Source organism: Alkalimonas collagenimarina, from assembly GCF_030717845.1.
GTDB lineage: Bacteria > Pseudomonadota > Gammaproteobacteria > Enterobacterales > Alteromonadaceae > Alkalimonas > Alkalimonas collagenimarina.
Map to the genome: position 1 here is coordinate 103,750 of NZ_JAUZVZ010000001.1, position 25,519 is coordinate 129,268.

The 25,519-nt window shown below is 48.5% G+C and carries 22 protein-coding genes and 2 tRNA genes; 15 read left to right on the forward strand and 9 right to left on the reverse strand.

Annotated elements, in window-relative coordinates; all coding sequences use genetic code 11:
* Positions 1–46 precede the first annotated feature (46 nt).
* The 3 genes from fadD to Q3O60_RS00465 all read left to right on the forward strand — a co-directional run bounded on the left by fadD (position 47) and on the right by Q3O60_RS00465 (position 4,409).
* On the forward strand, positions 47–1,705 hold the full coding sequence (fadD, locus tag Q3O60_RS00455; RefSeq protein ID WP_305891937.1) for a long-chain-fatty-acid--CoA ligase FadD: 1,659 nt from the start codon (positions 47–49) through the stop codon (positions 1,703–1,705).
* Positions 1,706–1,711: 6 nt separating this feature from the next.
* Positions 1,712–2,872, forward strand: a complete 1,161-nt coding sequence (gene rnd, locus Q3O60_RS00460; protein ID WP_305891938.1) for a ribonuclease D — start codon at positions 1,712–1,714, stop codon at positions 2,870–2,872.
* A gap of 151 nt (positions 2,873–3,023) precedes the next feature.
* Entirely contained in the window at positions 3,024–4,409 is a 1,386-nt protein-coding gene (locus tag Q3O60_RS00465) for a DUF4397 domain-containing protein (RefSeq protein WP_305891939.1), read from the forward strand.
* A gap of 137 nt (positions 4,410–4,546) precedes the next feature.
* Here Q3O60_RS00465 and minE read toward each other — a convergent pair whose 3' ends face one another.
* From minE to minC, 3 genes are read right to left on the reverse strand one after another with little or no spacing between them, the layout of a single operon-like run.
* A complete protein-coding gene (gene minE, locus Q3O60_RS00470) occupies positions 4,547–4,807 on the reverse strand; it encodes a cell division topological specificity factor MinE (protein ID WP_228591508.1) in 261 nt (86 codons plus the stop codon).
* 3 nt (positions 4,808–4,810) lie between these two features.
* On the reverse strand, positions 4,811–5,620 hold the full coding sequence (minD, locus tag Q3O60_RS00475; protein ID WP_305891940.1) for a septum site-determining protein MinD: 810 nt from the start codon (positions 5,618–5,620) through the stop codon (positions 4,811–4,813).
* Positions 5,621–5,659: 39 nt separating this feature from the next.
* Positions 5,660–6,367, reverse strand: coding sequence for a septum site-determining protein MinC (minC, locus tag Q3O60_RS00480; RefSeq protein ID WP_305891941.1), 708 nt, complete (start codon positions 6,365–6,367; stop codon positions 5,660–5,662).
* A gap of 288 nt (positions 6,368–6,655) precedes the next feature.
* Here minC and Q3O60_RS00485 point away from each other — a divergent pair, with 288 nt between their 5' ends.
* The 10 genes from Q3O60_RS00485 to Q3O60_RS00530 all read left to right on the forward strand — a co-directional run bounded on the left by Q3O60_RS00485 (position 6,656) and on the right by Q3O60_RS00530 (position 18,369).
* A complete protein-coding gene (locus Q3O60_RS00485) occupies positions 6,656–6,934 on the forward strand; it encodes a YcgL domain-containing protein (RefSeq protein WP_305891942.1) in 279 nt (92 codons plus the stop codon).
* Between the two features lie 13 nt (positions 6,935–6,947).
* Positions 6,948–7,961 (forward strand): lytic murein transglycosylase, encoded by a 1,014-nt coding sequence (locus tag Q3O60_RS00490; RefSeq protein ID WP_305891943.1) that lies wholly within the window; start codon positions 6,948–6,950, stop codon positions 7,959–7,961.
* A gap of 46 nt (positions 7,962–8,007) precedes the next feature.
* A complete protein-coding gene (locus Q3O60_RS00495) occupies positions 8,008–8,673 on the forward strand; it encodes a fumarylacetoacetate hydrolase family protein (protein WP_305892089.1) in 666 nt (221 codons plus the stop codon).
* Positions 8,670–9,164, forward strand: coding sequence for a YcgN family cysteine cluster protein (locus tag Q3O60_RS00500; protein WP_305891944.1), 495 nt, complete (start codon positions 8,670–8,672; stop codon positions 9,162–9,164). The genes Q3O60_RS00495 and Q3O60_RS00500 overlap by 4 nt, the downstream gene beginning before the upstream one ends.
* A gap of 6 nt (positions 9,165–9,170) precedes the next feature.
* Positions 9,171–12,593, forward strand: coding sequence for a chromosome segregation protein SMC (smc, locus tag Q3O60_RS00505; RefSeq protein WP_305891945.1), 3,423 nt, complete (start codon positions 9,171–9,173; stop codon positions 12,591–12,593).
* Positions 12,594–12,611: 18 nt separating this feature from the next.
* Positions 12,612–13,460 carry a cell division protein ZipA gene (zipA, locus tag Q3O60_RS00510; protein ID WP_305891946.1) on the forward strand — a complete coding sequence of 283 codons (849 nt, stop codon included), beginning with the start codon at positions 12,612–12,614 and terminating at the stop codon, positions 13,458–13,460.
* Positions 13,461–13,515: 55 nt separating this feature from the next.
* On the forward strand, positions 13,516–15,546 hold the full coding sequence (gene ligA / locus Q3O60_RS00515) for an NAD-dependent DNA ligase LigA (protein WP_305891947.1): 2,031 nt from the start codon (positions 13,516–13,518) through the stop codon (positions 15,544–15,546).
* A gap of 5 nt (positions 15,547–15,551) precedes the next feature.
* Positions 15,552–15,884: a DUF3392 domain-containing protein gene (locus tag Q3O60_RS00520; RefSeq protein ID WP_305891948.1), complete on the forward strand. Its 333-nt coding sequence runs from the start codon at positions 15,552–15,554 to the stop codon at positions 15,882–15,884.
* Between the two features lies 1 nt (position 15,885).
* The gene (locus Q3O60_RS00525; RefSeq protein WP_305891949.1) at positions 15,886–16,368 is read left to right on the forward strand and encodes a DUF2919 family protein; all 483 of its coding nucleotides are present in this window, start codon (positions 15,886–15,888) and stop codon (positions 16,366–16,368) included.
* A gap of 105 nt (positions 16,369–16,473) precedes the next feature.
* Positions 16,474–18,369 (forward strand): putative bifunctional diguanylate cyclase/phosphodiesterase, encoded by a 1,896-nt coding sequence (locus tag Q3O60_RS00530; RefSeq protein ID WP_305891950.1) that lies wholly within the window; start codon positions 16,474–16,476, stop codon positions 18,367–18,369.
* A gap of 17 nt (positions 18,370–18,386) precedes the next feature.
* Here the strand turns inward: Q3O60_RS00530 and Q3O60_RS00535 are convergent, their stop codons facing one another.
* The 3 genes from Q3O60_RS00535 to Q3O60_RS00545 form a co-directional block, all read right to left on the reverse strand.
* Positions 18,387–20,042, reverse strand: coding sequence for a tetratricopeptide repeat-containing response regulator (locus tag Q3O60_RS00535; RefSeq protein WP_305891951.1), 1,656 nt, complete (start codon positions 20,040–20,042; stop codon positions 18,387–18,389).
* A gap of 92 nt (positions 20,043–20,134) precedes the next feature.
* Positions 20,135–20,210 (reverse strand) — tRNA-Val (locus tag Q3O60_RS00540).
* A 20-nt stretch (positions 20,211–20,230) separates the two neighbouring features.
* Positions 20,231–20,306: transfer RNA gene (locus Q3O60_RS00545), tRNA-Val, on the reverse strand.
* 169 nt (positions 20,307–20,475) lie between these two features.
* On the opposite strand from Q3O60_RS00545, the gene gltX reads away from it, so the two are divergent.
* Both gltX and Q3O60_RS00555 read left to right on the forward strand, forming a co-directional pair.
* Positions 20,476–21,885, forward strand: coding sequence for a glutamate--tRNA ligase (gene gltX / locus Q3O60_RS00550; protein ID WP_305891952.1), 1,410 nt, complete (start codon positions 20,476–20,478; stop codon positions 21,883–21,885).
* Between the two features lie 147 nt (positions 21,886–22,032).
* Positions 22,033–22,815, forward strand: a complete 783-nt coding sequence (locus Q3O60_RS00555) for a DUF481 domain-containing protein (protein WP_305891953.1) — start codon at positions 22,033–22,035, stop codon at positions 22,813–22,815.
* A 61-nt stretch (positions 22,816–22,876) separates the two neighbouring features.
* On the opposite strand, the gene serA is transcribed toward Q3O60_RS00555, so the two are convergent.
* The 3 genes from serA to Q3O60_RS00570 form a co-directional block, all read right to left on the reverse strand.
* Positions 22,877–24,103 (reverse strand): phosphoglycerate dehydrogenase, encoded by a 1,227-nt coding sequence (serA, locus tag Q3O60_RS00560; protein WP_305891954.1) that lies wholly within the window; start codon positions 24,101–24,103, stop codon positions 22,877–22,879.
* Between the two features lie 65 nt (positions 24,104–24,168).
* On the reverse strand, positions 24,169–24,828 hold the full coding sequence (rpiA, locus tag Q3O60_RS00565; RefSeq protein WP_305891955.1) for a ribose-5-phosphate isomerase RpiA: 660 nt from the start codon (positions 24,826–24,828) through the stop codon (positions 24,169–24,171).
* An 89-nt stretch (positions 24,829–24,917) separates the two neighbouring features.
* The gene (locus tag Q3O60_RS00570) at positions 24,918–25,517 is read right to left on the reverse strand and encodes a 5-formyltetrahydrofolate cyclo-ligase (protein ID WP_305891956.1); all 600 of its coding nucleotides are present in this window, start codon (positions 25,515–25,517) and stop codon (positions 24,918–24,920) included.
* Positions 25,518–25,519: the final 2 nt, after the last annotated feature.

The window sequence follows — 25,519 nt, forward strand, 5'->3', positions numbered from 1 at the left end:
TAGTATAATAAAACAGAAAAAAGACAAAGAACTTGAGGAGAGGACGGTGGAGAAAGTTTGGTTAGAACGTTATCCAGCCGGTGTGCCAGCTGAAATTAATGCCGATCATTACCATTCCCTATTGGATATTATTGAGCAGAGTATCAATAAATTCCCTGATCACACAGCCTTTATCAACATGGGCAAAGGCATTACTTATCGTGAATTTGATAAGTTAACGAAAGCCTTTGCTGCCTATCTGCAAAAAGAGCTTGGTTTAGGTAAAGGCGATGCTGTAGCCATTATGATGCCAAATTTACTGCAAGATCCGGTAGCGATAATCGGCACCTTGCGGGCAGGCTGTACCGTGGTCAATGTCAATCCACTGTATACCCCACGCGAGCTTGAGCATCAGCTTAATGACTCCAAAGCCAAAGCCATAGTAATCGTCGAAAATTTTGCCCATACCCTGGCAGCAGTTCGCAAGAAAGTAAAAGTTGAACATGTCATTCTGACCAAGATGGGCGATATGCTCGGTACCCTGAAAGGAACCATCGTCAATCTGGTCGTTAAGCATGTGAAAAAGCTGGTGCCCGCTTATCAATTGACTGGTGTGATCCCGTTTAAGCAAGTGTTGGATAAAGGCCAGCATTTAAAGTATCAAGCACCAGATATTGATGGCTCAGATCTTGCCTTTTTGCAATATACCGGGGGTACCACAGGTGTGTCAAAAGGCGCCATGCTAACGCATCGCAATATGGTGGCTAATTTAGAGCAAGCAGCAGGCTGCTTGGATCCTATTTTAGAAGAAGGTAAAGAACAGGTCGTAACGGCATTACCGCTCTACCATATCTTTGCCTTAACAGCGAACTTGCTGGTGTTTATGAAGTATGGTGGTACTAACTTATTAATTACCAACCCCCGGGATATGCCCAACTTCATTAAAGAGCTTAAATCCTTCCCATTCACTGCACTCACCGGCGTGAATACTTTGTTCAATGGCCTGATGAATACGCCTGGTTTCACTGAGATTGATTTCAGTACCCTTAAGCTGTCTTTAGGTGGCGGCATGGCTGTACAACGGCCAGTGGCTGAGCGTTGGCAAAAAATGACCAAGACAAGGTTGTTAGAGGGCTATGGTTTAACGGAGTGCTGTCCGTTGGTAACGATTGTTCCTTACGATGCCGAAGGCTTCACCGGTAGTATTGGCTTGCCAGCTCCATCTACGTTGATCCGCATTGTTGATGAAGAGGGGCAGGATGTTGCTGCCGGAGAACCTGGCGAAATGATTGTGCAAGGTCCTCAGGTGATGAAGGGTTACTACAATCGCCCTGATGAAACCGAAAAAACCATTAAGGATGGTTGGCTTTATACCGGTGATATTGCCCGGATGGACGAGGAAGGTTTTTTCTATATCGTAGATCGGAAAAAAGACATGATTTTGGTGTCTGGCTTTAACGTATTCCCGAATGAAATTGAAGAAGTAGCTGCCATGAACGACAAAGTGTTGGAAGTAGCTGCAGTTGGGGTTGCGAATGAAGCAGCTGGCGAAGTAGTCAAACTTTTCGTGGTGAAAAAAGATCCGTCACTGACCGAAGAAGAGCTCATTGCACACTGCAAGCAAAATTTGACTGGCTACAAAGTACCTAAGCAGGTCGAGTTTCGTGATGAATTGCCTAAAACCAATGTGGGTAAGATATTGCGTCGCGAACTACGGGAGTCCTGAGCGCTTTTGATACCCTTCATTAATGACAATCAAAGCCTGCAGCGTTATTGTTTGCAGGCTTCTTCGCAAAAAGTGTTGATGCTGGATACCGAGTTTATTCGGCAAAGCACTTTAGTGCCCAAGCTGGGGCTGATCCAGTTGTATGATGGTGAACAGCTAGCATTGGTTGATCCACTTACTATCTCTGACTGGTTGCCTTTTCAGCAACTGCTCGCCAACCCAAATGTGGTTAAGGTGATGCATGCTTGCATGGAAGATATCGAAGCTTTAGCAACGATCGGCGTTGAACTGATCAGGCCATTGATTGATACGCAAATGGCGGCTTTAGTCCTTGGTATGGGAGCCAGTGTTGGTTTTGCTGCTTTAGTAGAGCGTTTTACCGGGGAGCAGCTGGATAAAGGCGAGTCACGAACCAATTGGTTAGCCAGACCATTGCGCGATGCTCAATTACAGTATGCGGCTAACGACGTGCTGTATTTGCTACCTGTGTATCAACATCTTATGCAGCAGCTATCACCAGAACGAGTGGAATTACTGCAGTTAGAGTCTGAGCAGCTAATGCTGCGGCGAAGTATGCAGTGGCCGGATCATTTGCGTTTTATCGATATTAAAAACAGTTGGCAGTTAAGCCCTCGTGCCTTGGCTGTACTGCAACGGCTGACCGAGTGGCGTATTCAGTACGCCCGCAGTAAAGATTTAGCTCTGACCTTTATCTTTAAAGATGCTCAACTATTTGAGCTGGCAAAACGAAGTCCCGGTACTATGTCACAATTGCTCGCTATTCGTGATTTACCTGAGCGGGAGTTACGTCGTCATGGCAGCCACATACTGGCCTTAATTGAGCAAGCTGTTGATGGCGAGACTTCGGAGTGGCCACACCCTTTTTATGATGCTGAACATTTCCCCGGTTATCGTGAAGCCATGAGTCATATCCGTCAGGCTGTGCAGCGAGCGGCAGAAAGTGAAGGTGTGCCGGCCGAGCTACTGGCGACTAAGCGACAACAAACCGAACTTTTGAACTGGTGTTGGCGGGTCAGCCCTGAAGTCCGCGCTGAGTTACCAGAACCTGAGCTATTACGAGGTTGGCGTCGTGACTTATTGCAGCGCTATTTACCCTGGTCAGAGCGTTTAGGCATTCGCAAACCTAGCAAACCTACGAGTGTTTAGTGCTTAACCAATTTTATACGTTTGGTTAGGTTTTTGGTTCAGTCTTTTTTTTGCATGATAACGTTTTATTTTTTATAAGTATTTTTTTGATCCCTGCATGAATGCTTGCCGTAACTTTCCAGGCAACTTCCAATCAAAAGGGCAAAAAACAATGAAAGGAATAAAACGACTGGCTGTTTCTACAGCTATCATTGCATCATTAGCCGCTTGCAACAGTAGTAGCGATCCTGAAGTTATTATCAATCCACCACCACCGCCTCCACCACCGGTAGTGGTTGATGCATCGTTGCGTGTGGTTCACGCTGTCTTTGATGCACCAGATGTTAATATTCTTGCCAACGACGATGTTGCAGTCGAGGCACTGTCTTATGCCGAAAGCTCAGGTCGACTTGAACTGGCACCAGACACCTATAGTGTTGCAGTTGATGCTCTGTTGCCTGGTGGTGATACAGCTACCGTGATAGGTCCAGTTGATTTAGATCTGATGGAAGTAACCAACTACAAGGTATTTGCAGTGGGTTCTGCTGCAGATGGTACCATCGAGCCATTGGTGGTGACTTCGGACATTGAAGATATTGCTGAAGGAAACATTCGTTTGCAGGTAGTGCATGCCGCTTACGAAGTCCCCGCAGTTGATATCCACGTCACTGCTCCAGATGATGACTTAGGTGCTCCGCTTGCCACCTTGGATTACAAAGACTCTACCAGCGCACTTGATGTTGGTGCAGGTGAGTACCGTGTTCGTATTACCTTACCCGGTGAAGATGCAGTCGTGTTTGACAGCGGAACTCTGGATTTAGCCGCTGGTACTGATCTGGTGGTTGCTGCTATAAACAGCCGTTTCTCTGGTGATTCACCGGTGTCTTTACTAGCTATCGCACCAGATGGTGATTTTTTTGATGTGATTGACGCGGGTGCAACTTCATCTGTTCGTGTGGTACACAATGTTTCAGATGCACCAGCAGTAGATGTGATTGCGAATGATGATGCAAAACTGGTAGAAGATCTGGCTTTCCCTGATTTTACCGACTACTTAGGTGTTGCACCAGACACATACAACGTGAAAGTCGCTGCCAATGCTGATAATAGCGTAGTAGTGATTGATGCTGATTTGGACTTGGTTGCCGGTGCTTTTGCCAGCGTACTCGCTGTAGGCTCATTGACCGAAGATACCATTGAACCATTGGTATTGGTTGATCAGCCACGTCGAATTGCTACTGAAGCTCAAGTTCGCATTGTGCATGGCTCTACTTTAGCCGGTCCGGTTGATATTTATGTCACAGCGACTGCAGATATTACTGATGCAGAGCCTGCTTTTGCCGGTGTCGAGTTTAAGCAAGAAACCGGGTATGTATCATTGGCCGCAGGCAGCTACGTAGTCACTGTAACACCAGCTGACAGTAAAACAGCCGCCATTGGTCCGGTGACACTGGATCTGGAAGCAAATGCTATCTACACCGCAATCGCTCGTGATGGTGCAGGTTTGATGGCCGACGTCGGACTAATTTTGATGGATGATTTTGTACCGCAAGACTAATACAGTTTGCTGGTATTCTGTGTCCACATCCTGACTGATGTGCAGCTTAGCCCACCGTAAGGTGGGCTTTTTTTGTGCTTGTATTTGCTTGCTGCTGTCGAGAAGGTAGCGTGTATTATGGTGTTGGCAATGAACGCTTAGCGTTTTTCGTCTGGAAAGCTTACATTGAGCTCTAGTACCGAGAGCTCATCAGAGCGTTGCTCCAGAGATACAGAGATTTGATCGGCTGGAATATCCACATACTTGCGGATCACCTCCAGTATATCGCGCTCCAATTGCGGTAGATAATCAGGGCCGGAACGACGGTTGCGCTCATGAGCAACGATAATCTGCAGCCGTTCTTTGGCGGTGCTGGCGCTTTTCTTCTTGGTCGAGCGAAAATAATCCAGTAATGACATGCGTTACCCTCCAAAAATCCGTTTTAACAGTCCTTTTTTCTCCACCGACAAGAAGCGGAAATCGACATTTTCACCCAGTAAACGACTGACCGTATCCAGATAGGCCTGACCGGCATCACTTTCTTGGTCAAGCGTCACCGGCTGACCCGAGTTTGAGGCGTTCAATACAGCTTGCGACTCTGGGATTACACCCAATAATGGAATGGCCAGAATATCTTGCACATCCTCAACACTGAGCATTTCACCTTTAGCCACTCGCTCAGGGTTGTAGCGGGTTAGTAGCAGGTGCTCCTTAATGGATTCTTCACTATTCTCTGCTCGGCGCGACTTGCTGCTCAGCATGCCTAAGATCCGATCTGAATCCCGTACTGAAGAGACTTCCGGGTTAGTCACTACCACGGCTTCATCAGCAAAATAAAGCGCCATCATGGCGCCGGCTTCGATGCCAGCAGGAGAATCACAAATAATAAATTCAAAGTCTTTTGCAAGATCTTGCAATACTTTATCAACGCCTTCCTTGGTCAGAGCATCTTTGTCACGAGTCTGAGACGCAGGCAGAATAAATAAGTTATCCAAGCGTTTATCTTTAATCAGCGCTTGCTTTAGGTTGGCTTCACCATTAATCACATTGACAAAATCATACACAACCCGGCGTTCGCAGCCCATAATCAAGTCGAGATTACGCAAGCCGATATCAAAATCGACAATGACGGTTTTGTGGCCTTTCAAAGCCAGACCGGTACCAATAGCAGCGCTGGAAGTTGTCTTACCAACGCCACCTTTTCCTGATGTAACCACGATAATTTTAGCCATGGTAATAAATTCCTTCATACAAATCGGTCAATTGATAATTTACAGGTCGCGAATTGCGATGCTGTCGCCTTGCATCTGGATGCAACACTGCTTCGTCCAGTAGTCACCCTGTAAGCTTTCACTCAGCCAATAGTGTCCAGCTATTGACACCAATTCAGCTTGCAGGTTCTGACAATAAATACGTTTACTGCTATCTCCGGCCGCTCCGGCAATGGCCTTGCCACGCAGCGAGCCATAAATATGAATATTGCCATCGGCGATCACCTCAGCCCCGGCACCTACGGCTCCGCAAATAATTAAATCGGCACCTTTGGCATAAATTTGTTGGCCTGAGCGAATGTTTTGCTCCACCAGCTTGGTTTGCATCGGCACTTCTTCAACCCGAACCTCCGAGCTGGATGTTGATTCCGTCGTTTGAGGTTGGCTTGGGCTCGGTTTGCTGTTTTGGCCAAGTCGTAACGAGGCCAAACCAGCTTGCTGTGCTAATGCTTTTTGTTCTGGGCTAGCGCCACTAACACCAACCAACACCAGTTTTAGCTCTTGAAACAAATGCTTCAAAGCGATGAAATCAATGGCATCGTGTTCAGGTGTTAGCTGGATGACCATGGCAGCTTGATGAAAAAAAGCCGGGGCCTGAGATAACTTTTGTTCCAAAGCCGCACGAATGGCTGCCTCGGATAGATCCGTACTATGGATCACGGACAGCGGAAACAGGCTGCCTTTCAGCTCAAAAAATGGTTCTGACATAATGTAGTTTGGGTCATCTGTATTGTAGGTTGTCTGCTGATCACGGCGATCCGTATGGTAGCTATTATTTTATTATTGCTCGTGTTATTGATCGTATAGTGCTGTTATATGATCGAAAAAACCGCTCACGAACACAGCAAGGCAGCTAGACTGGAATGGGTTTATTGCAATTGAACAAAAATCACGCCAATCAAGGTGCTTCATGGCTGGAAGCGCGGTACAAAGCCAATCGCTTCATGGTATAGTTTCGCTCACTATTAGGCAAGTTAGATAAAGTGTTTTTCCATTATGTTATGTACGGTATATAAAAGTCCGAAAAAAGAGCACACCTATTTGTTTATAAAACGACGTGATGACTTTGCTTCAGTGCCTGAAAGCTTATTGCAAACATTCGGTACGCCAGTGCTGGTCACGATTTTGGACTTGAATCGGCGAACTTCTCTGGCACAGTCAGACCTAACCAAAGTGCGCGCTGCCTTAGATGAGCAGGGCTATTATTTGCAATTGCCTCCGCCAGTTGATGATTTGCTGGCACAAAACAAGGCTTTTTTGCAACAACACTCATAATTTCGGGAGTTTTATGCGTCTTCGTCATTGGTTCCAAGCCGTCGGTTTAACGGTGCTATTTTCTTTTCCTCTGATTGCCAAACCTGATTTTTCCGAGTATGCGGCAGGTTTGCAGCAAGAAGCTGTTGAGCGTGGTTATTCACCGGAGTTAATCGAACAGGTGTTCGCCAGCCTTGAGTACCACGAACGTATTGTCTCGGCTGATCGTAGCCAGCCTGAGCGGGTAGAAACCTTAGATACCTATTTACCAAAACGGGTCAGTGAAACCCGCATTCGCATGGCGCGGGAGCGGTATCAGCAGTATCAGCAAGAACTAAAAGAAATTGAAGCACGTTACGGCGTGCAGGGGCGCTTTATTGTTGCACTGTGGGGCCTTGAGAGTAGCTTTGGCCGCTTTATGGGCAATCATTCGGTTCCTTCCTCGCTGGCAACGCTTGCTTATGAAGGTCGCAGGGAAGCGTTTTTCCGTGGCGAGTTTTTTCATGCGCTGGATATCTTAGCCGATGGTCACATCGCGCTGGAAGACATGAAAGGCTCCTGGGCCGGTGCCATGGGGCAAAGCCAGTTTATGCCAAGCTCATTCTTAGCCTATGCACAGGATTTCGATGGCGATGGCAAGAAAGATATCTGGGGTAACCAGATGGATGTATTTGCTTCTATTGCCAATTATTTAAAAAGCCGTGGCTGGGATAACAGCCTGACCTGGGGTCGTGAAGTGAAACTGCCAGAAGGGTTTTCGATGGATTATACCATTCCGCGAGGCACGCCAAATCACAGGGTGTGGTTGCAGGAGTGGGCACGTACCGAACGGACATTAGCCGATTGGCAACAGCTGGGCGTACGCCGTACTGATGGCCGGGATTTACCCGAGCGAGATATTAAAGCGGCACTGATTTTACCGGATAATGAAAATGGCCGCGCCTATTTGGCTTATGATAACTACAAAACACTGATGCATTGGAATCGTTCCTATTACTTTGTCACCAGTGTGGGTTATCTGGCAGATTTAATCGCTGCAGGCGAGTAAATGAGCCGCATGATGCCACGCCAGTCATTCACCATAGAGAAGCATGATGTATCAGCATAAAACCCGAGGCGGCGACCCTATAGCCTTACCTGTTGGCAAGGTGGTTTGTATTGGCCAGAACTATCAAGACCATATTGCGGAAATGAAAAGTCAGGTGGCAGTAGAAGCCTTGTTTTTTATGAAACCCGCGACGGCACTTTGTGACTTGAGTCAGCCGATTGCCATTCCGACCCAGCATGGGGCGGTTCATAATGAAACCGAGCTGGCCGTTTTACTGCAGCAGCCATTAAAAAATGCTTCGGTTGAACAAGTGCAGCACAGTATTTGGGGGTATAGTCTGGCACTCGACTTGACGCTGCGAGATGTGCAACAACAACTTAAACAGCTAGGTCGTCCTTGGGAAATAGCAAAGGGCTTTGATGGTGCTTGCCCGATGGGGCCTTTTCTCCCCCAAGCCGAGTGCAAGCACCCGCAACAACTGGATTTCAGTCTGAGCGTCAATGGACAGCTACGGCAGTCTGGCACTACCGCCAATATGATCCGGGGTATTTATCAGATGATCAGTGAAATGTCCCATTGGTTTACCTTGCAGCCAGGCGATATTGTGCTGACCGGGACTCCTGGCGGTGTTGGACCTTTGCTACCCGGAGATGAGCTGCACTTGCAACTGGCCGATAAACTGAATATGACCACCAAGGTGATCGCCGCATGAGTCTGCAAGATAAATTTTGGGAACATAAATCTCTGGCCGACATGGATCAGGCCGAATGGGAAGCGATTTGCGACGGCTGTGCTAAGTGCTGCTTGAATAAGTTTATTGATGACGATGCTGAATTAGCACCGACGGATGAGTTGCATGAAGGCGAAGTGGTGCATTACAGCAACATTGCCTGTCGCTATCTGAATGCGCATAAGTGCGAGTGCACTCAGTATGATCAACGCACTATTTTGGTTCCTGATTGCATTGAACTGACCAAAGAGAATCTGGCCGATATCTTTTTTATGCCAACCAGTTGCAGCTATCGACGCTTGCATGAGGGGCGGGGTTTACCAAGCTGGCATCCATTGCTGAACAATGGTAAAAAAAGCCTTATGCATAAAAAACAGATGTCAGTGCGCAATAAAACCATTTCGGAAGCTCAGGTCGATTTAAATGACTTTGAAGACTACATTGTACGCTGGCCATTGAACGACCTTGATTGAGGTGAGATGCGCTTAAAACAGATCCGGCTGGCGGGTTTTAAATCCTTCGTCGATGCGACTTCTGTACCTTTTCCACAGCAAATGACAGCTGTGGTTGGCCCCAATGGCTGCGGCAAATCCAACGTGATTGATGCGGTGCGCTGGGTGCTGGGTGAGAGCTCAGCCAAAAACTTGCGCGGTGATGCCATGACGGATGTTATTTTCAATGGCTCTACCCAACGTAAACCAGTGTCGCAAGCATCGGTTGAATTGGTGTTTGAAAATACCGCAGGTCGCTTGCAAGGCTCGATGGCTGATCGCAGTGAAATAGCCATCAAGCGTCTGGTCACGAGGGATGCGCAATCCACATACTTTCTTAATGGCAGCAAGTGCCGTCGTCGTGATATCACCGATATCTTCCTTGGCACAGGTCTTGGCCCCCGCAGTTATGCCATTATTGAACAGGGCATGATTTCACGCCTGATCGAATCCAAGCCACAAGAGCTGCGGGTATTTATCGAAGAAGCCGCTGGCATATCCAAGTACAAAGAACGACGCCGCGAAACCGAAAACCGAATTCGTCATACCCGTGAAAACCTGGAGCGCTTGGCTGATGTACGCGAAGAACTGGCGAAAAATCTCGATAAGCTCAAGCGTCAGGCCAGTACCGCAGAACGTTATAAAACGCTAAAAGCGCGGGAACGTACCTTAAAAAGTGAGGTGACTGCTCTTCGTTGGCTGACTTTCCATCAGTTGCAAACCAAGCTTGAACAACAATTATCCGCAGCAGAAACCGAGCTGGAGAAGTACCAGGCTGCACATTTGGGTGATCAGCGGGTATTAATTGAGTTAAAAGAGCAACAGCAGGATCATCGCCAGCAGCAAGCGGCTGAGCAGGAAACCTTTTATCGTTTGGGAGCCGAAATCAGCCATATTGAACAGCGGTTGTTGCATCAACGTCAACAGCGTCAGCAGCGCCATGAGCAGGTGCAACTGGTGCAGCAACAATTGGCGGATGCCAACGCCCACTTGACTGCTGAACAGCAGCAATTGGCTGAGCAGCAAGAGTTGATTGAGGTAACGGCACCAGAGCAGGAGCTATTGCAGCAGCAAGTTGAGGAGTTGCAACATCAAGCCGATGCATTGGAGCAGCAAAGCGAAAACAAAACACAGCAGTGGCAGCAGTGGCAGCAGCATAACTTTCAATTGCAGCAGCAACAGCAACAGCAACAGATGCAATTGCAGCATGCTCAGCAGCGGTTCAGCCAGCATCAGCAAACTATACAACAGTTAAAGCAAGAATTGTCAGAGCTACAGTCGATAGATCCTGCCGCGGTTAATGCTGCAGAACAGGAGTATCAACGGTCGACTGAGTTGACGGCTGAACGAAAATCACAGACTGAAGTGATAGCGCAACAGTTGCAGCACAGCAATGATCGCTTGCAACAACAGCAACGACAGCTGGATCGCTTGCAGTTGGAGCAGCAGCAATTGCAGAACGTGCAGCAGAAACTTGAGCAGGCGCAACGACAGGCCGGGCAGCAACCCTTGGTTGCTCAAATGGATGTTAAGCCGGGCTGGGCACAAGCCGTGACCATGGCTTTAGGTGGTTTGCAGCATGCCAGACTCCAGGCTAATTGGCCTGAGGAGCTAGAGCATTCAGTATTGTTGCCAAGTGGCGATAGCACTGGTTCAGGCAGAAACGGCTCAGCAGAGTCGTTAGCCCACAAGGTACAAAGTGGTGAAGTACCGGACTTTTTTCATTGCATTTTGACGGCTGAACAACCGGAACAAGCTCGACAAATGTTACCTGGTTTGACTGCAGGTTATTCGGTGATCACTGCAAACGGACTATGGTTTGGCAGTAACTGGTGCATGTTACCGCAACCTGAACTACAAAATAGCTATCTGGCAAGAGCCGAGCGTTTACAGCAATTAACCGATGAGTTGTCGATGGCAGAGCAGCAACTATCCATCAGCCAAAACGAACTCGATGCATTGCAGAACGAGGTTGATCACCTGCAGCAGCAACAGCGTAATGCGCATCAGTTGTGGCAGCAGGCGCAGCAGCAAGAGCAGGAATTGCGTACCAACAGGTTGTTGTTGCAACAACAGCATCAGCAGCAACAACAGCAGCAGCAGCGTATTGAGCAAGAGTTGGAGAGACTACAGACCCAACAACAAGAGACAGAACTACAGCAAGAAAGCCTGAGCGAACAGTTGTTATTGCACGAGGAGGCCTTGCAACAGCATCAAGCAGCGCAGCATAGCTTGCAGGATGATAAAGCTCAGTTGCAACAGCAACAAGCGGAATTAAAAGCCCGGTTGTTGCAAAAACAGCAGCAGTGGCAACAGCTGACCTTGCAATTGACCAGCAGTCAGCGGCAGCAGCAGATTTTGGCGCAAAATGTAGTGCGCAGTCGTCAGCATCTGCAGCAGTTGCAAGAGCGTCAACAGCAGTTGCAGCACCTTGATGATGAGGGTAGATCTGATGAAGCGTTGCAAGAGCAATTGCAGGAAACGTTAGTCAAGCGTGAAGCAGCAGAGCAGGCATTACAGCGGGTGCACAACGCACTGGCAGAGTGTGAGCAAAAAATACGCCAGCTGGAGCAAGGTCAACAGAGTATCATGCAGGTGGTGGATCAAAAGCGCCAGCAGCTGGAGTCGTTACGTTTAGATGCGGAAGGCCATCGGGTGCGAGCGAACAGTATGTTGGAACTGTTGCAAGAACAGCAGGTCAACCTCAAAGCGGTATTGGAAACACTGGCCAGCGATGCGGATGAGCAACAGTTGCAAAATGAGTTGGATAAAACCTCCGATGCGATTTCAAGGTTAGGGGCCATTAATCTGGCGGCTATAGATGAATATCAACAGCAGGCGGAACGAAAGTCTTATTTGGATGCCCAGCATCAGGATCTGACGCTGGCGCTGGAGACATTGGAGACGGCCATCCGTAAAATAGATAAAGAAACACGGCAGCGCTTTAAAGTGACCTATGAACAGGTTGATCAGGGGTTACGCAGCTTATTTCCCAAAGTCTTTGGTGGCGGCAGTGCTTATCTGCAATTGACTGACGATGATCTGCTGGAAACCGGGGTCAGCATCATGGCCCGGCCACCAGGGAAAAAAAACAGCACGATTCACTTGTTGTCGGGTGGAGAAAAAGCGCTAACCGCATTATCATTGGTGTTTTCGATTTTTCAGTTAAATCCGGCGCCTTTTTGTATGCTGGATGAAGTAGATGCCCCGTTGGATGATGCAAACGTAGGTCGTTTTTGCAATCTGGTACGGGAAATGTCAGAAACAGTACAGTTTATCTATATTAGTCACAATAAAATTGCCATGGAAATGGCAACCCAGCTTATGGGTGTTACCATGCAGGAGCCTGGTGTATCCAGAGTTGTTGCGGTCGATGTTGATGATGCAGTAAAAATGGCTGAAGCCTCATAGAATCAGAAGGGTCCAGGAATGGCGAATGAATTACGTTTAGCGCTTTTTATTTTAATAGCAGTGGCTATTGGAGCCTTGTTATTGCATGGGCTCTGGACGGTGCGGAAAAACTCCGGACAAAAACAGCACCGTTATTACCCGGGTAAAGATCAACAATCGGAGCAGGCAGACCGGGTCGATGATGGTTTCGATGAGTTTGGTGTCGGTAAAGTTCGTGTGATCCGTAAGGGCGGTGCGGCGACAGAAGAAAGCGTGCCCTCAGAGCAAGTATCACAGGAGCCAGAAATCAGCCAGAATCAGTTTGATTTTCAAATGCCAAAAGAGCCAGAGTTGAACTTCAGTGCCATTGATGCTGACGATACTGATGAAGCTGCCAAGCCAACCACACGGTTTAGTGAATCTGAAGGTATTGAGGAGGCAGCGCCCGCAGCGCCGTCTGAAGTACTTATTTTGTATGTGCTTTTGCCTGAAGGTCGTGAAATCAAGGGGCAGGATTTACTGCCGTTGTTACTGACGCTTGGTTTTAAATTTGGTGAGATGGATATTTTCCACCGGCATGAGGACAGCGCAGGCTCCGGCGAAGTACTGTTCAGCCTGGCCAATATGTTTAACCCTGGTACCTTCGATATTGAACAGATGGAAAAGGTAAGCACCCGCGGCATCAGCTTGTTTATGACGATGCCCGGCCCTGGTGCCCCTTTGCAAAACTTTAATTTAATGAACAACGCCGCCAAAAAAATAGCGGAAGAGTTCGGTGGTCAGGTGTTGGATGGCCAGCGCAGTGTGTTGACGGTACAAACCGTCCGCCACTATGTGGAAAAAATCCGCGAGTTTCAGCGCCAACAACTGATACGCGGCTCTCGTTAACTTTGTACAGGCAGCCTGAGCTGCCTGCCATCCTGATTTCTAGTATGGATCCAGCATGACCAATCCAATGCAACAACAGGTTGAGCAGCTTCAGGCTCAACTGAATCAGTACAGCTACGAATACTATGTGCTTGATCAGCCCACTGTGCCTGATGCTGAGTACGATCGCTTGTTTCGCGAGCTGCAGCAACTCGAACAGCAACATCCAGAATGGGTGCGGCCGGATTCACCGACGCAACGTGTTGGTGATAAACCGCTTAGCCAATTTGCCCAAATTCAGCACAAAGTGCCGATGTTGTCATTGGATAACGCTTTTGATGATGCTGATTTTCAAGCGTTTTGTAAGCGTATGGCCGACCGGATTGATTACGATGGCGAGTTTAGTTTTTGCTGTGAACCCAAACTGGATGGTCTGGCAGTCAGTATTCGTTATGAACAGGGCCGTTTGGTGCAAGCTGCGACCCGTGGGGATGGCGCTACCGGGGAGGATATTACCAGCAACGTCAAAACGATCCGGGCCGTTCCGCTTCGGTTGCGGGGCAATAACTGGCCAGAAGTGTTGGAAGTACGTGGAGAAGTCTTTATGCCGTTAGCTGGTTTTCATCGCTTAAATGAAACGGCCACAGCAAAAGGTGATAAAGTATTTGCCAATCCGCGCAACGCCGCTGCAGGTAGCTTACGGCAATTGGATCCGGCTATTACGGCCACCCGACCTTTGATGCTGTATGCCTATGGCATTGGCGATGTGGAGGATAGCCAGGGCAAGTTATCGGCCGACTGCCATTATCAGCGCTTACAGCAACTAAAATCATGGGGACTACCGGTGTGTCCTGAGATCCAATTGGTGTCAGGCAGTGCTGCTGTACGTGCTTACTATCAGCATATCGCCGAACAGCGGGCCAGTTTGCCTTATGAGATCGATGGTGTAGTGGTGAAGGTAGCCAGTCTGGCACAGCAACAAGCACTGGGCTTTGTTGCCAGAGCGCCGCGCTGGGCGATTGCCTTCAAGTTTCCTGCTCAGGAACAGCTGACTACCTTATTGGATGTTGAGTTTCAGGTCGGGCGCACAGGGGCTATTACCCCGGTAGCACGCTTAGAGCCAGTGGTTGTGGGTGGTGTCACGGTGAGTAATGCTACCTTGCACAATCAAGATGAAATCAACCGCCTGGGGGTACGTATTGGTGATACGATAACAGTGCGGCGTGCCGGCGATGTGATCCCTCAAGTGGTTGCTGTACTGCTGGAGCGCCGTCCGGCCGATAGTCGTACTATTGAATTTCCAAGTGAGTGCCCCGTTTGTCAATCGCAAGTTGAGCGAGTGGAAGGTGAAGCGGTCGCTCGCTGTACCGGCGGATTGTATTGCGCAGCTCAGCGTAAAGAAGCGCTAAAACATTTTGTCTCTCGTAAGGCACTTGATATTGATGGCATGGGCGATAAGTTGGTTGAGCAACTGGTCGAGCAGCAACTGGTCAAAACACCAGCCGATATTTTTAAGTTGGATATGCCCGCCTTGGTTGGTTTGGAACGAATGGCAGAAAAATCGGCGACCAAATTATTGAAGGCAATTGCGCATGCCAAAGTCACGACGCTGCCTCGCTTTATTTATGCCTTAGGGATCCGTGAAGTGGGGGAGGCCACTGCCCTTAACCTGGCACAGCATTTTGGTGATTTGCCAGCCTTGCTGGATGCTACCGAGGTGCAGTTACAAGCAGTACCGGATGTAGGGGCTATAGTGGCACAGCACCTGATCGCTTTTTTTCAGGAACCACACAACCAAGCCGTTATTGATGACTTATTAGCTCAAGGTATTCATTGGCCGATCATTGAGGTGCAAGCCGCCAGTGAACAGCCACTAGCCGGCAAAACGCTGGTGTTAACCGGTACCTTAATGAGTATGGGGCGGGATGAAGCAAAATCTCGTTTGCAGCGTTTGGGCGCTAAAGTGTCGGGCTCTGTCTCGGCAAAAACACATGCGGTGATTGCTGGAGAAAATGCTGGCTCTAAGCTCAATAAAGCTACGGATCTGGGCGTGGCTGTGTGGGATGAGTCGGCGATGCAAGCTGTGTTTGATCAATATGGAGTCTGATAGTAGTGGATTGGCTGCTTGATGTGTGTGCTCAGTGGGGAGCTCTTGTTCGCCCTTACCTGCGCGATGTTGCGCTGGCGATGGTCGCTACCTGCCTTGTGGTGTTCGGCAATGATATCAATCACGTGATCCGGCGCCAGATCAGTAGTTTGCACTTTATCTGGCGCACGCTGATTTTTGTGCTGATTTGTGCTTTTGGCTATGGTGCTTTTACCTTATTTCTTACTCCGATCGTAGCGAGTCAGCTGGCATCATTAAGTAATGTCTGGTTACCCTGGGTGATTCTGGCCTTGTTCATTGCGCTGGGCGCTCTCGCGCAGCGACGGCGTCAGGTCTAACATGAAACTCGATCCGTTACGCTGGCCGCTGGATGATGATGGGTTAGTGGCATTGCCACTGCGATTGTATCTGGTGATGCTATTGCTGTTGCGGCCCGTGATCAGCTGGGTGTTGGCACTGACAATCCCAGAGCAAAAAGGCGAGATGCTGGCCGTGTTGTATCCGGATCAACAGCAATTTTTATTGGCTTGTTTACTGGCTATTCCAACCTTACTAATATGTGCCGCTTTATCGCAACGGCGGCCAAAAGGTCACCCGGCTTGGTTTCGATTGTGGCGCTATGGTAAATGGCTGCTCCTGCTCAACTTGATTCCTGATCTTTGGATCACCATCGCTGCCTTGCCCAAATACGCAGCCGTGGAACAACCCTGGTTGTTGGTTGCCCCATCATTATTACTACTTGCTTTGGCGTGGATACTTCGTAGCAAACGACTCCCCGTTATTTTTAGTGAATGGCCGGAACCTGCGACGACAAAGAAGTAACGGCTGAGCAGCGATGTTTTTTTTGCGCAAGCTGTCTTGGTACTTTTGCCAATATTAGCAACAACAGTTACACTAAAAGACTTAAGTGGCTTTGACGGAGTTCCTGTGTCGAGTGAGACTACCGCACAGCAGAAAGCACTATTCCAGTTAGTGTCTACCATCACAGCTTCGCTGACAGCCTCTAGCGGAGAAGAGATGGATTCAACCATCGAACAGGCGCTAGCGTCTGTCGGACAGTTTTTTAACGCCGATCGCAGTTACCTCTTTTTATTCAATAATGAGTTCACTCTGGCTTCTAACACCCATGAATGGTGTGCAAAAGGCGTATCAAAACAGCAAGCTCTTTTACAGCAATTGGACATCACTGTTTTCTCCGGTTGGATGGAACCCTTCTTACGGGGAGAGCCACAAGCCATTGATGATATCCATGCACTGGCTGCAGATAGCCCGGAGCGTCAGCTGCTTGAGCCTCAAGGGATCCAATCGGTTATTATGCTGCCGGTGATGGCAGGCACGACCTTATTGGGGATGGTGGGTCTGGATATCGTACGTACGGTCCACTACTGGCAAGATCATACCATCGCAGCCTTGCAACTCTTAGCAGGTAACCTTGCCAGTGGTCTGATCCGAAAAGAGGCAGAGCGACAAGTTGAGCAGCTGGTTTTTTATGATCCGTTAACCGCCTTACCCAACCGTCGTTTTTTGCATGAGTTATTGCATCAGGCTTTAAAGCAAAGTGAACGTGATCACGCCTATGGCGCTTTACTGTTGATTGACCTGGATCATTTTAAAAACCTCAACGATAGTTTTGGCCATCAGCAAGGTGATCTTTACCTGCAAGCCATTGCAAGTAGAATTCAGGCTCAGTTAGCTGAGGGCGATACGTTGGCCCGGCAGGGGGGCGATGAGTTTACGGTGCTGTTGCCTGGTCTTGGCCCGACACTGAATGAAGCGGCCATGCAAGCCAGACGTATGGCTGAGTTGATAGTTGCTCGGGTTAATGAACCGGTACCACTACTGAATAATTTGTACCAATCGTCCGTTAGCATCGGCATGACGTTATTTCATGGCCAGGGGTTCAGTAGTGACGAACTGTTGAAACAAGCCGAAATGGCGATGTACCGTGCGAAAAGCAGTGGACGCAATGGCGTCGCATTTTTTGATCCGCAAATGCAAGCGCAAGCTGATCAAAGAGCCATGCTGACACAAGATTTGCATACCGCCATCAGAGAGTGTCAGTTTCAATTGCATTATCAGCCCATCGTACAGCAGCAAAGTGTTACCGGTGTTGAGGCTTTGTTGCGTTGGCAGCATCCTGAGCAGGGTATGATTTCACCTGCAGTTTTTATTCCATTTGCTGAACAGACTGGCTTGATCATCGCGATTGGCGACTGGGTTTTAATGGAAGCTTGCCAGCAGTTGGCGTGCTGGCAACAACAGCCCGAATTGCGCCGGTTTACCTGCTCAGTCAACATCAGTTCTTTCCAGTTCGCTCAAGCAGACTTTGTCGAAAAAGTAGTGGCTGCTATTATTGGTAGTGGCGTCAATCCTGAGGGGTTACGGCTTGAGTTAACCGAAAGCATGTTGGCAACGGATATTGCCATGGTGCAAGAGAAAATGGGTAAGTTGCAAACGTTAGGTGTAAGCTTTTCATTGGATGATTTTGGTACTGGCTATTGTTCACTTAGTTATTTACATCAATTGCCTATTGGCCAGTTAAAGATTGATCAGAAGTTTGTTCGTAATATTCATACCCGCCAAGGCAATCTGGCCATTACCAAAGCCATTCTGGCATTGGCCGACAGTCTGGATTTGGATGTGGTAGCGGAGGGCGTAGAAACGAGTGAGGAATTGCAGCAACTGAAAGCATTGGGGTGTCGCTCTTTTCAGGGCTATTACTTTAGCCGGCCCATGCCTGCGAACGCTGCTTTTGCGAAAATCATGCAGCCTCTGAATGTCATTTCACTGGCACATGGCCGCGGCCCGCAAGGGGCAACCTAGTCTAAAAGCCAGCAGCTTTAACTTTGAACCTGAATGGCATCCGTGGTAAAACGCTCTGGATGTCGTTCCTTCAGTTTTTGGTAACGCTTCAGTTGATCGCTATTTAACTTCCCTTGTTCGATGATATCCAGACAGCGCAAAATCAGCGTTTCCTGCTGGCTTTCATTGATGGCATGGCGACGAGGTGCGGATAAAATAGTTTGCAATAAGTTGAGCGCGATGGCTGCACTTTTGGGCATGACTCGTAGTGCCAGCTCAAAGGCTTTGAAGGCTTCCTGCCAATTGCCATGCTGAAATAAATGCACGGCATTGTTGTTCAACTCGCGAGCGCCATAAGGCATGCTGGCCCGCTCTTTTTGTTCTTGCTCCAGATACACACTGAATATCGGATCATCGGATTCCCGCTGGCAGCGCTGACTGATTTGACGAAACAACCGATTGGACGCCTCGGTCAGACCTACTTCATGCAAGGCTTTAGCCCGGTCCAGCGCATCTTCGATGGAATCGTCATCGGGTGGGGTTTGCTGTAAATCTTTCAGTAATTGCTGAGCTTTGTCTTTATTGACCTTTAAATACAACACACGGGCTTGAATGACTTCTTGTTGAAACTCTTTGCGATGGTCATTAAATTGCTGCCGAATGGTAGTGAGGCATTGATTGACCTGTTTGGCCAGTCGCATCGATTGTTCATCATCCTGATCCAAGGTCAGGGCCAGATCAATGCTGGCTCTGGCTAAATTTAAGTACAGATCAGGTTGCTCATGTCTGGAGTGACGGGAAAATTTCACCATGCTTTTGGCGGCATTGTATTGCGCCTCGTAATCGTGATTGATGCGCGATAGCTGCAACAGCCTTTGCTGACGCAATAAGTTACGAGGTGCCAAGCTAGCGGCTTGCTGTAAATGCTGCTGAGCCTCATCAAATTGCTGTTGTCTGAACTCAATTTCAGCCATGCAATCCAGTGCTTCAAGGCGCGTTTCCGGGCGTTTGATCAGTTGCTGCAGCAACATCAGCGCCTGCGACTGTTTATCTTGCGCCAACAAGGTGCGAGCCAAGCCAATGCGAGCCCAGGGAAACGGCTGGATATCCAGCATGGCATCAAAAAAAGCTTCGGCGTTTTTAATACGGCCAAGTTGCAGCAACAAGTCGCCTTTTACTTTCAATAGCAGTGGATAAATCGCGTTATTCTCGGCTTGAGATAGCTGAGTATTAATTAACTCCAGTGCCCGTTCAGGTTGGCCACCGTCCAATAGTTGATAGATGGGTTTCAGTTGATGCTTGCGTTTGAGAACACGCTCAATGCGCAGTTCCAGATCACCAATCACAAAGGGTTTGGCCAAAAACTCATCGGGTTGCAGTTCAATGACGCTATAGACCAGAGAAGGGTCGGTATCCGCACTAATAAAAATAAAACCGGTACTGAGCTTTTGCAGCCCACGGCTTTTTAACTCTTCATACAGCTGGAAGCCATCTTTTCCCGTTTGCAAGTTATGCGCGCATATGATCAGGTCGAACTGGCGTTTTTTGCAGAGCTGAATCGCATCCTGAGCACGATCAGCCACACTAATTTGCTGGTAGCCAAGCTTTTCCAGCGCAAACTTCAGGTAGCTTTGTGCCAGAGACTGCTCATCAATGATCAGTATGTGGACATCAAGGGAAACACTTTGATCCATGGAGCTGTTTACATCCTGGCAGGAAATAATGTATTAAAACAACTATAGCAAGAATGTGGAACAGGAATGAAGCGAAATTACCGAAAGATTTATGGTGGATGGTACTGGGCTCGAACCAGTGACCCTCGCCTTGTAAGGGCGATGCTCTCCCAGCTGAGCTAACCATCCACTGAGAAGTCTACTGATGATGGTGGATGGTACTGGGTTCGAACCAGTGACCCCCGCCTTGTAAGGGCGATGCTCTCCCAACTGAGCTAACCATCCGCGTCATCAATGGCGCTCATTATAGAGTTCCGTTTTCGAGTGTCAACAGGAAATTTAATATTGCCGTTTGCTTGCTGTAAAAAACGACACTTTCAACCAGAAAGGTCAACAGAGCCCGGTAAAATCTTGCTACAATACCGCCATTGAATTAAGCCATCAGGAATTGTTTATGTCGCTTGTTACTCGTTTTGCTCCCAGCCCGACCGGTTATTTGCATGTTGGTGGGGCCCGTACCGCACTTTACAGCTGGCTTTACAGCAAAAAAATGGGTGGCAAATTTGTGTTGCGCATCGAGGATACGGATTTAGAGCGTTCAACTCAGGCTTCTGTTGATGCCATCTTGCAAGGTATGGAGTGGCTAGGGCTGGATTGGGATGATGGCCCATACTACCAAACCAAACGCTTCGATTTATACAAAGAGGTGATCCAGCAGTTGCTGGATGCGGGTAAAGCCTACAAATGTTTTTGCAGCATCGAAGAGCTGGATCAAATGCGCGAAGCGCAAATGGCGGCTGGCGAAAAACCTCGTTACAACGGCATGTGGCGTGATCGCACCGATCACCCTGCAAATCAGCCGTATGTCATTCGTTTTAAAAACCCACAAGCAGGCACTGTGGTGATCGACGATATGATTAAAGGCCGCATTGAGATCGCTAATAAAGAGCTGGATGATTTAATCATTGCCCGCACCGACGGTTCACCGACCTACAACCTCACCGTGGTGGTTGATGATTGGAAAATGGGCATTACCCATGTGATCCGTGGTGATGACCATGTCAACAACACGCCTCGTCAAATGAATATTCTGGCAGCGCTAGGTGCCGATATTCCACATTATGCTCATGTCCCGATGATACTCGGTGACGATGGCAAGCGCTTATCGAAACGTCATGGCGCTGTCGGGGTGATGCAGTATCGTGATAATGGCTTTTTGCCAGAAGCACTGCTGAATTATCTGGTTCGATTGGGCTGGTCGCATGGCGATCAGGAGATTTTCAGTAAAGAAGAACTGGTGTCCTTGTTCGATTTGAAGAACTGCAACCGGGCGCCATCGGCCTTTAATACCGAAAAGTTGATTTGGTTGAATCAGCATTACATGAAAACCTTACCGGCCGAACGGGTGGCAACAGAGCTGCAATGGCATCTGGATGCGCAGAAGCTGGATACCTCGAATGGTCCTGCTATCACCGACGTCATTACCGTGCAGGCCGATCGGGTGAAAACGTTAAAAGAAATGGTCGAAGTCAGTCGCTATTTTTACGCAGATTTTGCTGAATTTGAGGCGAATGCGGCGAAGAAACACCTGCGCCCGGTAGCGGCCGAGCCACTGAAGTTAGCTCAGCAAAAGTTAGCCGCCTTGAGCGAGTGGACCGCAGAATCCATTCAACAAGCTATCCATGCGACGGCTGAAGAATTGGAGCTGGGTATGGGCAAAGTCGGGATGCCGCTTCGTGTAGCCGTGACAGGCGGTGGTAATTCGCCATCGTTGGATCAAACCTTGTTGTTGGTTGGTCAGGCACGTAGTTTGTCTCGTCTGGCGATGGCTTTAGAGTTCATTGCCGCCAGATCTGAAAGCTAATGTCGCTGTAATACGGTGGCGATATGCGGTTTAACTGACGCAAGCCACCATTTACCTTGTTCAAGCCCAGATGTTCTTCATTTGGCTTGGACTACTGTCTGAAAAGGTTTACAATAATCACTTTTCTGGGTACGGAAATTTTTGTTAATGGTGCAGTTCAATCTATCTGGTCTTGGCATGTTTGCTGTATTGCTGTTTTGTGGTGTGGTGATGGCTGAACCAAAGACCGATGTAGCTTCCGGGTCTGAGAAAGAGAGGTTTGGCGGAGATGTCGAGTTAGGACTGCTTTATAGCAGTGGCAATACCAAAGCAACGTCGGTGCGAACCAATGCAGAGCTAGTACATGAAATTCCCTACTTTCGAAACCGCTATCAGTTTCAAGGGCTGATCCGAACCAGTAAGGTACGTGATAGTGTGGACGATAGCTATGAAAGCATTACCTCCGGCCAGCGTGTTGGTCTGACAGCGCAGAGTAACTATAAGTTTGCCGCCAGCAACCAAAGTGGTTTTGCGCGTGGTTCTTATCTTAACGATCGCTTTGGTGCCTTTCGTGAGCAAGCGTCACTGGCACTTGGTTACGCCAACCGGGTGTATGACCAAACGCCCAATTATTTCGATTTGGAAACTGGCCCGGGTATTGGTTACCAGCGCCGGCAGAACGATGAAACCCGTGGCGGGCTGATTTGGTTTGCCGCTGCCAATCTTGAGTACAAGCTGCGTGAAGGCACTCGTTTTCGGCAGTCGCTTGAAACCGTGTTGTCGCTCGATGGTGATAACAGCAGTGTGCTCAGTCGCACCAGTCTTACGGCTCAATTACGCGGTAGTTTGTCGATGCGGCTTAATTTTATTGTCAAATACGATTCAAAACCAGACGATGCTCGTTTTAAAACAGACACCGAAACGTCTGCTTCAGTGGTGTATTCGTTTTAATAAAAAAACCGGCACAAGTTAATATGCCGGTTTTTTGTCGTTGCCTTTAACGCAATACCCGCTAATGCAATACCCGTGCTCGCAAAGTACCAGGGATCGCTTTCAACTCAGTTAATGCCAAGGCATAGTCTGCGGAATCAATATCAATTACCACATAACCGATATCGGCACTGGTTTGCAGGTACTGACCGGCGATGTTGATCTGATGCTTGGCAAAGGTTTCGTTGATTTTGGTCAGCATACCTGGCTGGTTTTTGTGGATATGTAGCAAGCGATGACGGCCAGTATGCTCAGGCAAGGACACTTCAGGGAAGTTGACTGCAGATAGCGTTGAACCATTGTCGCTGTATTTCACCAGCTTGCCTGCCACCTCGTAACCAATGTTTTCCTGCGCTTCTTGTGTTGAGCCGCCAATGTGGGGGGTCAGCAGTACATTGTCAAAAGCACGCAGTGGTGAGATAAACTCTTCGCTGTTGCTTTTGGGTTCGGTCGGGAACACGTCGATGGCAGCACCGGCCAGTTTTTTGCTATCAAGGGCGGCCGCTAAGGCATCAATATCGACGACAGTGCCGCGTGAAGCATTGATCAGAATGCTGCCAGCTTTCATCACATCGAGCTCAGACTCGCCAATCATGTTTTTGGTTTGTGGTGTTTCAGGCACATGCAGGCTGATGACATCGGATGTTTTCAGCAAGGTGCTAAAATCAACCTGTGTCGCATTGCCCAAAACCAACTTATCTTCGATATCGTAAAACTGCACCCGCATGCCGATGTGTTCGGCCATAATGCTTAGCTGAGTGCCGATATGACCATACCCAATAATACCTAAGGTTTTGCCCCGGGCTTCAAAGGATTGATTGGCGGTTTTTTGCCATTCACCGCGGTGAGCCGCTGCATTACGGGATGGAATACCGCGTAGCAACATAATAATCTCACCGAGTACTAATTCGGCCACCGAGCGGGTATTGGAAAATGGCGCATTAAAGACCGGGATCCCACGCTCAAGAGCGGCGTGCAAATCAACCTGATTGGTACCGATGCAGAAGCAACCAATGCCAGCAAGTTTTTCAGCAGCATCCAGCACCGTTTCGGTCAGCTGAGTACGAGACCGAATGCCAATAAAATGGGCATCGCGAACTTTTTCCACCAATTCAGCTTCAGGTAATGACGTTTTTAGGTATTCAATATTACTGTACCCTTGGTTTTTAAAGGTCTGCACGGCACTTTGGTGCAAACCCTCCAGCAGTAAAACTTTAATCTTATCTTTGGGCAGTGAAAATTTTTCCATGATGCTTCTCTTATTGCGAAATGTCTGGGTGGACATGGACCCGGGTTCTTGTTGTAAGCACGTGTTTATTTATACACTTTTGTGCCTTGCTGGCTGCCGACCAAGACAATATCTGCTGCACGAGCAGCAAAAATGCCATTGGTGACCACACCAACAATGTTATTTATTTGCGCTTCCAGCTGAATTGGATGCTGGATCTCCAAATCATGAACATCCAGGATCTGATTGCCATTGTCGGTAACCACACCTTGACGCAGCACGGCACGACCGCCGATTTTATTGAGTTCACGAGCCACATAGCTGCTGGCCATGGGGATCACTTCCACCGGCAGCGGAAAGTGGCCGAGTACAGGCACTTCCTTGCTTTCATCAACAATACAAATAAAGGTCTCAGCGACAGCAGCGACAATTTTTTCGCGCGTTAAGGCAGCACCGCCCCCTTTGATCATATGACGATCAGGGTTGATCTCATCGGCTCCATCGACATACACCGCAAAGCTATCAATCGAATTTAAATCCAGCACCGGAATACCCAGTGCCTTTAAGCGTTCCGTCGATTGTTCTGAACTGGATACAGCGCCTTCGATGTCCTCTTTGATACTGGCCAATGCATCAATGAAATGATTGACGGTAGAACCAGTACCGACACCAACGATGGTGTGACGAGGAATATAATCGAGGGCAGTCCAGGCTGCTTTGCGTTTCATGTCATCTTGGGTAAGCATAAGAAAACCTTATTTAGCCGTACAGATGGATATCGTAAAGGTGGTTATTATAACGAACTGAGCGCAGGACGACAGCAGATTCCTGCAAATTAAAGCAGAAAAAACCGCGCGGGGGTGCAAATGGCGGGTAAGGGCACATCCCAGGCTTCCACCGGAATACGCTCAACCTGCTGACAATCATGAGCAATGCCGACCAAACGTGGGCTGCCAGCTGCTGTCCGTGCTGAAAAGCCAGCTAGCGTCCGGTCGTAAAAGCCACCCCCCATACCTAAGCGATTGCCTTGTTCATCAAAAGCAACCAAAGGGGTTACGATCAGATCCAGCTCTGACAATGGTATTAAATCCGGGCAGCTCCAATCCGGTTCGGGGATGCCAAACTGATTGCTGCGCATGGGGGTGTTGGGTAAAAAGTGCTGAAAAATTAAATGGCCAGCGGTAAAAGGGTGCAGCAGTGGCAGGTAAATGTTTTTTTGTTGTTGCCACAAGGCATGAATAAGTGGCCAGGTATCCAATTCACTATCGTTGCTTAAATAAAGTGCTATGTGCTGGCAGTCACTGAGTTCAGGCCATTGGCTAAAGCGCCCGGCGAGTGCCTGCGCAGCTTGATGTTGCTGAGATGGATTAAGTTGCTGGCGACGATGGCGGATCAGCTGGCGCAGTTCAGTACGGCTGGTCACGATGTTATTCATCC

Excerpts from the sequence above, each read along its gene's own strand:
- Q3O60_RS00465 (WP_305891939.1), top strand. The coding sequence starts at position 3,024 with ATGAAAGGAATAAAACGACTGGCTGTTTCTACAGCTATCATTGCATCA.
- minE (WP_228591508.1), bottom strand. The coding sequence starts at position 4,807 with ATGTCATTACTGGATTATTTTCGCTCGACCAAGAAGAAAAGCGCCAGC.
- minD (WP_305891940.1), bottom strand. The coding sequence starts at position 5,620 with ATGGCTAAAATTATCGTGGTTACATCAGGAAAAGGTGGCGTTGGTAAG.
- minC (WP_305891941.1), bottom strand. The coding sequence starts at position 6,367 with ATGTCAGAACCATTTTTTGAGCTGAAAGGCAGCCTGTTTCCGCTGTCC.
- Q3O60_RS00485 (WP_305891942.1), top strand. The coding sequence starts at position 6,656 with ATGTTATGTACGGTATATAAAAGTCCGAAAAAAGAGCACACCTATTTG.
- Q3O60_RS00490 (WP_305891943.1), top strand. The coding sequence starts at position 6,948 with ATGCGTCTTCGTCATTGGTTCCAAGCCGTCGGTTTAACGGTGCTATTT.
- Q3O60_RS00495 (WP_305892089.1), top strand. The coding sequence starts at position 8,008 with ATGTATCAGCATAAAACCCGAGGCGGCGACCCTATAGCCTTACCTGTT.
- Q3O60_RS00500 (WP_305891944.1), top strand. The coding sequence starts at position 8,670 with ATGAGTCTGCAAGATAAATTTTGGGAACATAAATCTCTGGCCGACATG.
- smc (WP_305891945.1), top strand. The coding sequence starts at position 9,171 with ATGCGCTTAAAACAGATCCGGCTGGCGGGTTTTAAATCCTTCGTCGAT.
- zipA (WP_305891946.1), top strand. The coding sequence starts at position 12,612 with ATGGCGAATGAATTACGTTTAGCGCTTTTTATTTTAATAGCAGTGGCT.
- ligA (WP_305891947.1), top strand. The coding sequence starts at position 13,516 with ATGACCAATCCAATGCAACAACAGGTTGAGCAGCTTCAGGCTCAACTG.
- Q3O60_RS00525 (WP_305891949.1), top strand. The coding sequence starts at position 15,886 with ATGAAACTCGATCCGTTACGCTGGCCGCTGGATGATGATGGGTTAGTG.
- Q3O60_RS00535 (WP_305891951.1), bottom strand. The coding sequence starts at position 20,042 with ATGGATCAAAGTGTTTCCCTTGATGTCCACATACTGATCATTGATGAG.
- gltX (WP_305891952.1), top strand. The coding sequence starts at position 20,476 with ATGTCGCTTGTTACTCGTTTTGCTCCCAGCCCGACCGGTTATTTGCAT.
- Q3O60_RS00555 (WP_305891953.1), top strand. The coding sequence starts at position 22,033 with ATGGTGCAGTTCAATCTATCTGGTCTTGGCATGTTTGCTGTATTGCTG.
- serA (WP_305891954.1), bottom strand. The coding sequence starts at position 24,103 with ATGGAAAAATTTTCACTGCCCAAAGATAAGATTAAAGTTTTACTGCTG.
- rpiA (WP_305891955.1), bottom strand. The coding sequence starts at position 24,828 with ATGCTTACCCAAGATGACATGAAACGCAAAGCAGCCTGGACTGCCCTC.
- Q3O60_RS00570 (WP_305891956.1), bottom strand. The coding sequence starts at position 25,517 with ATGAATAACATCGTGACCAGCCGTACTGAACTGCGCCAGCTGATCCGC.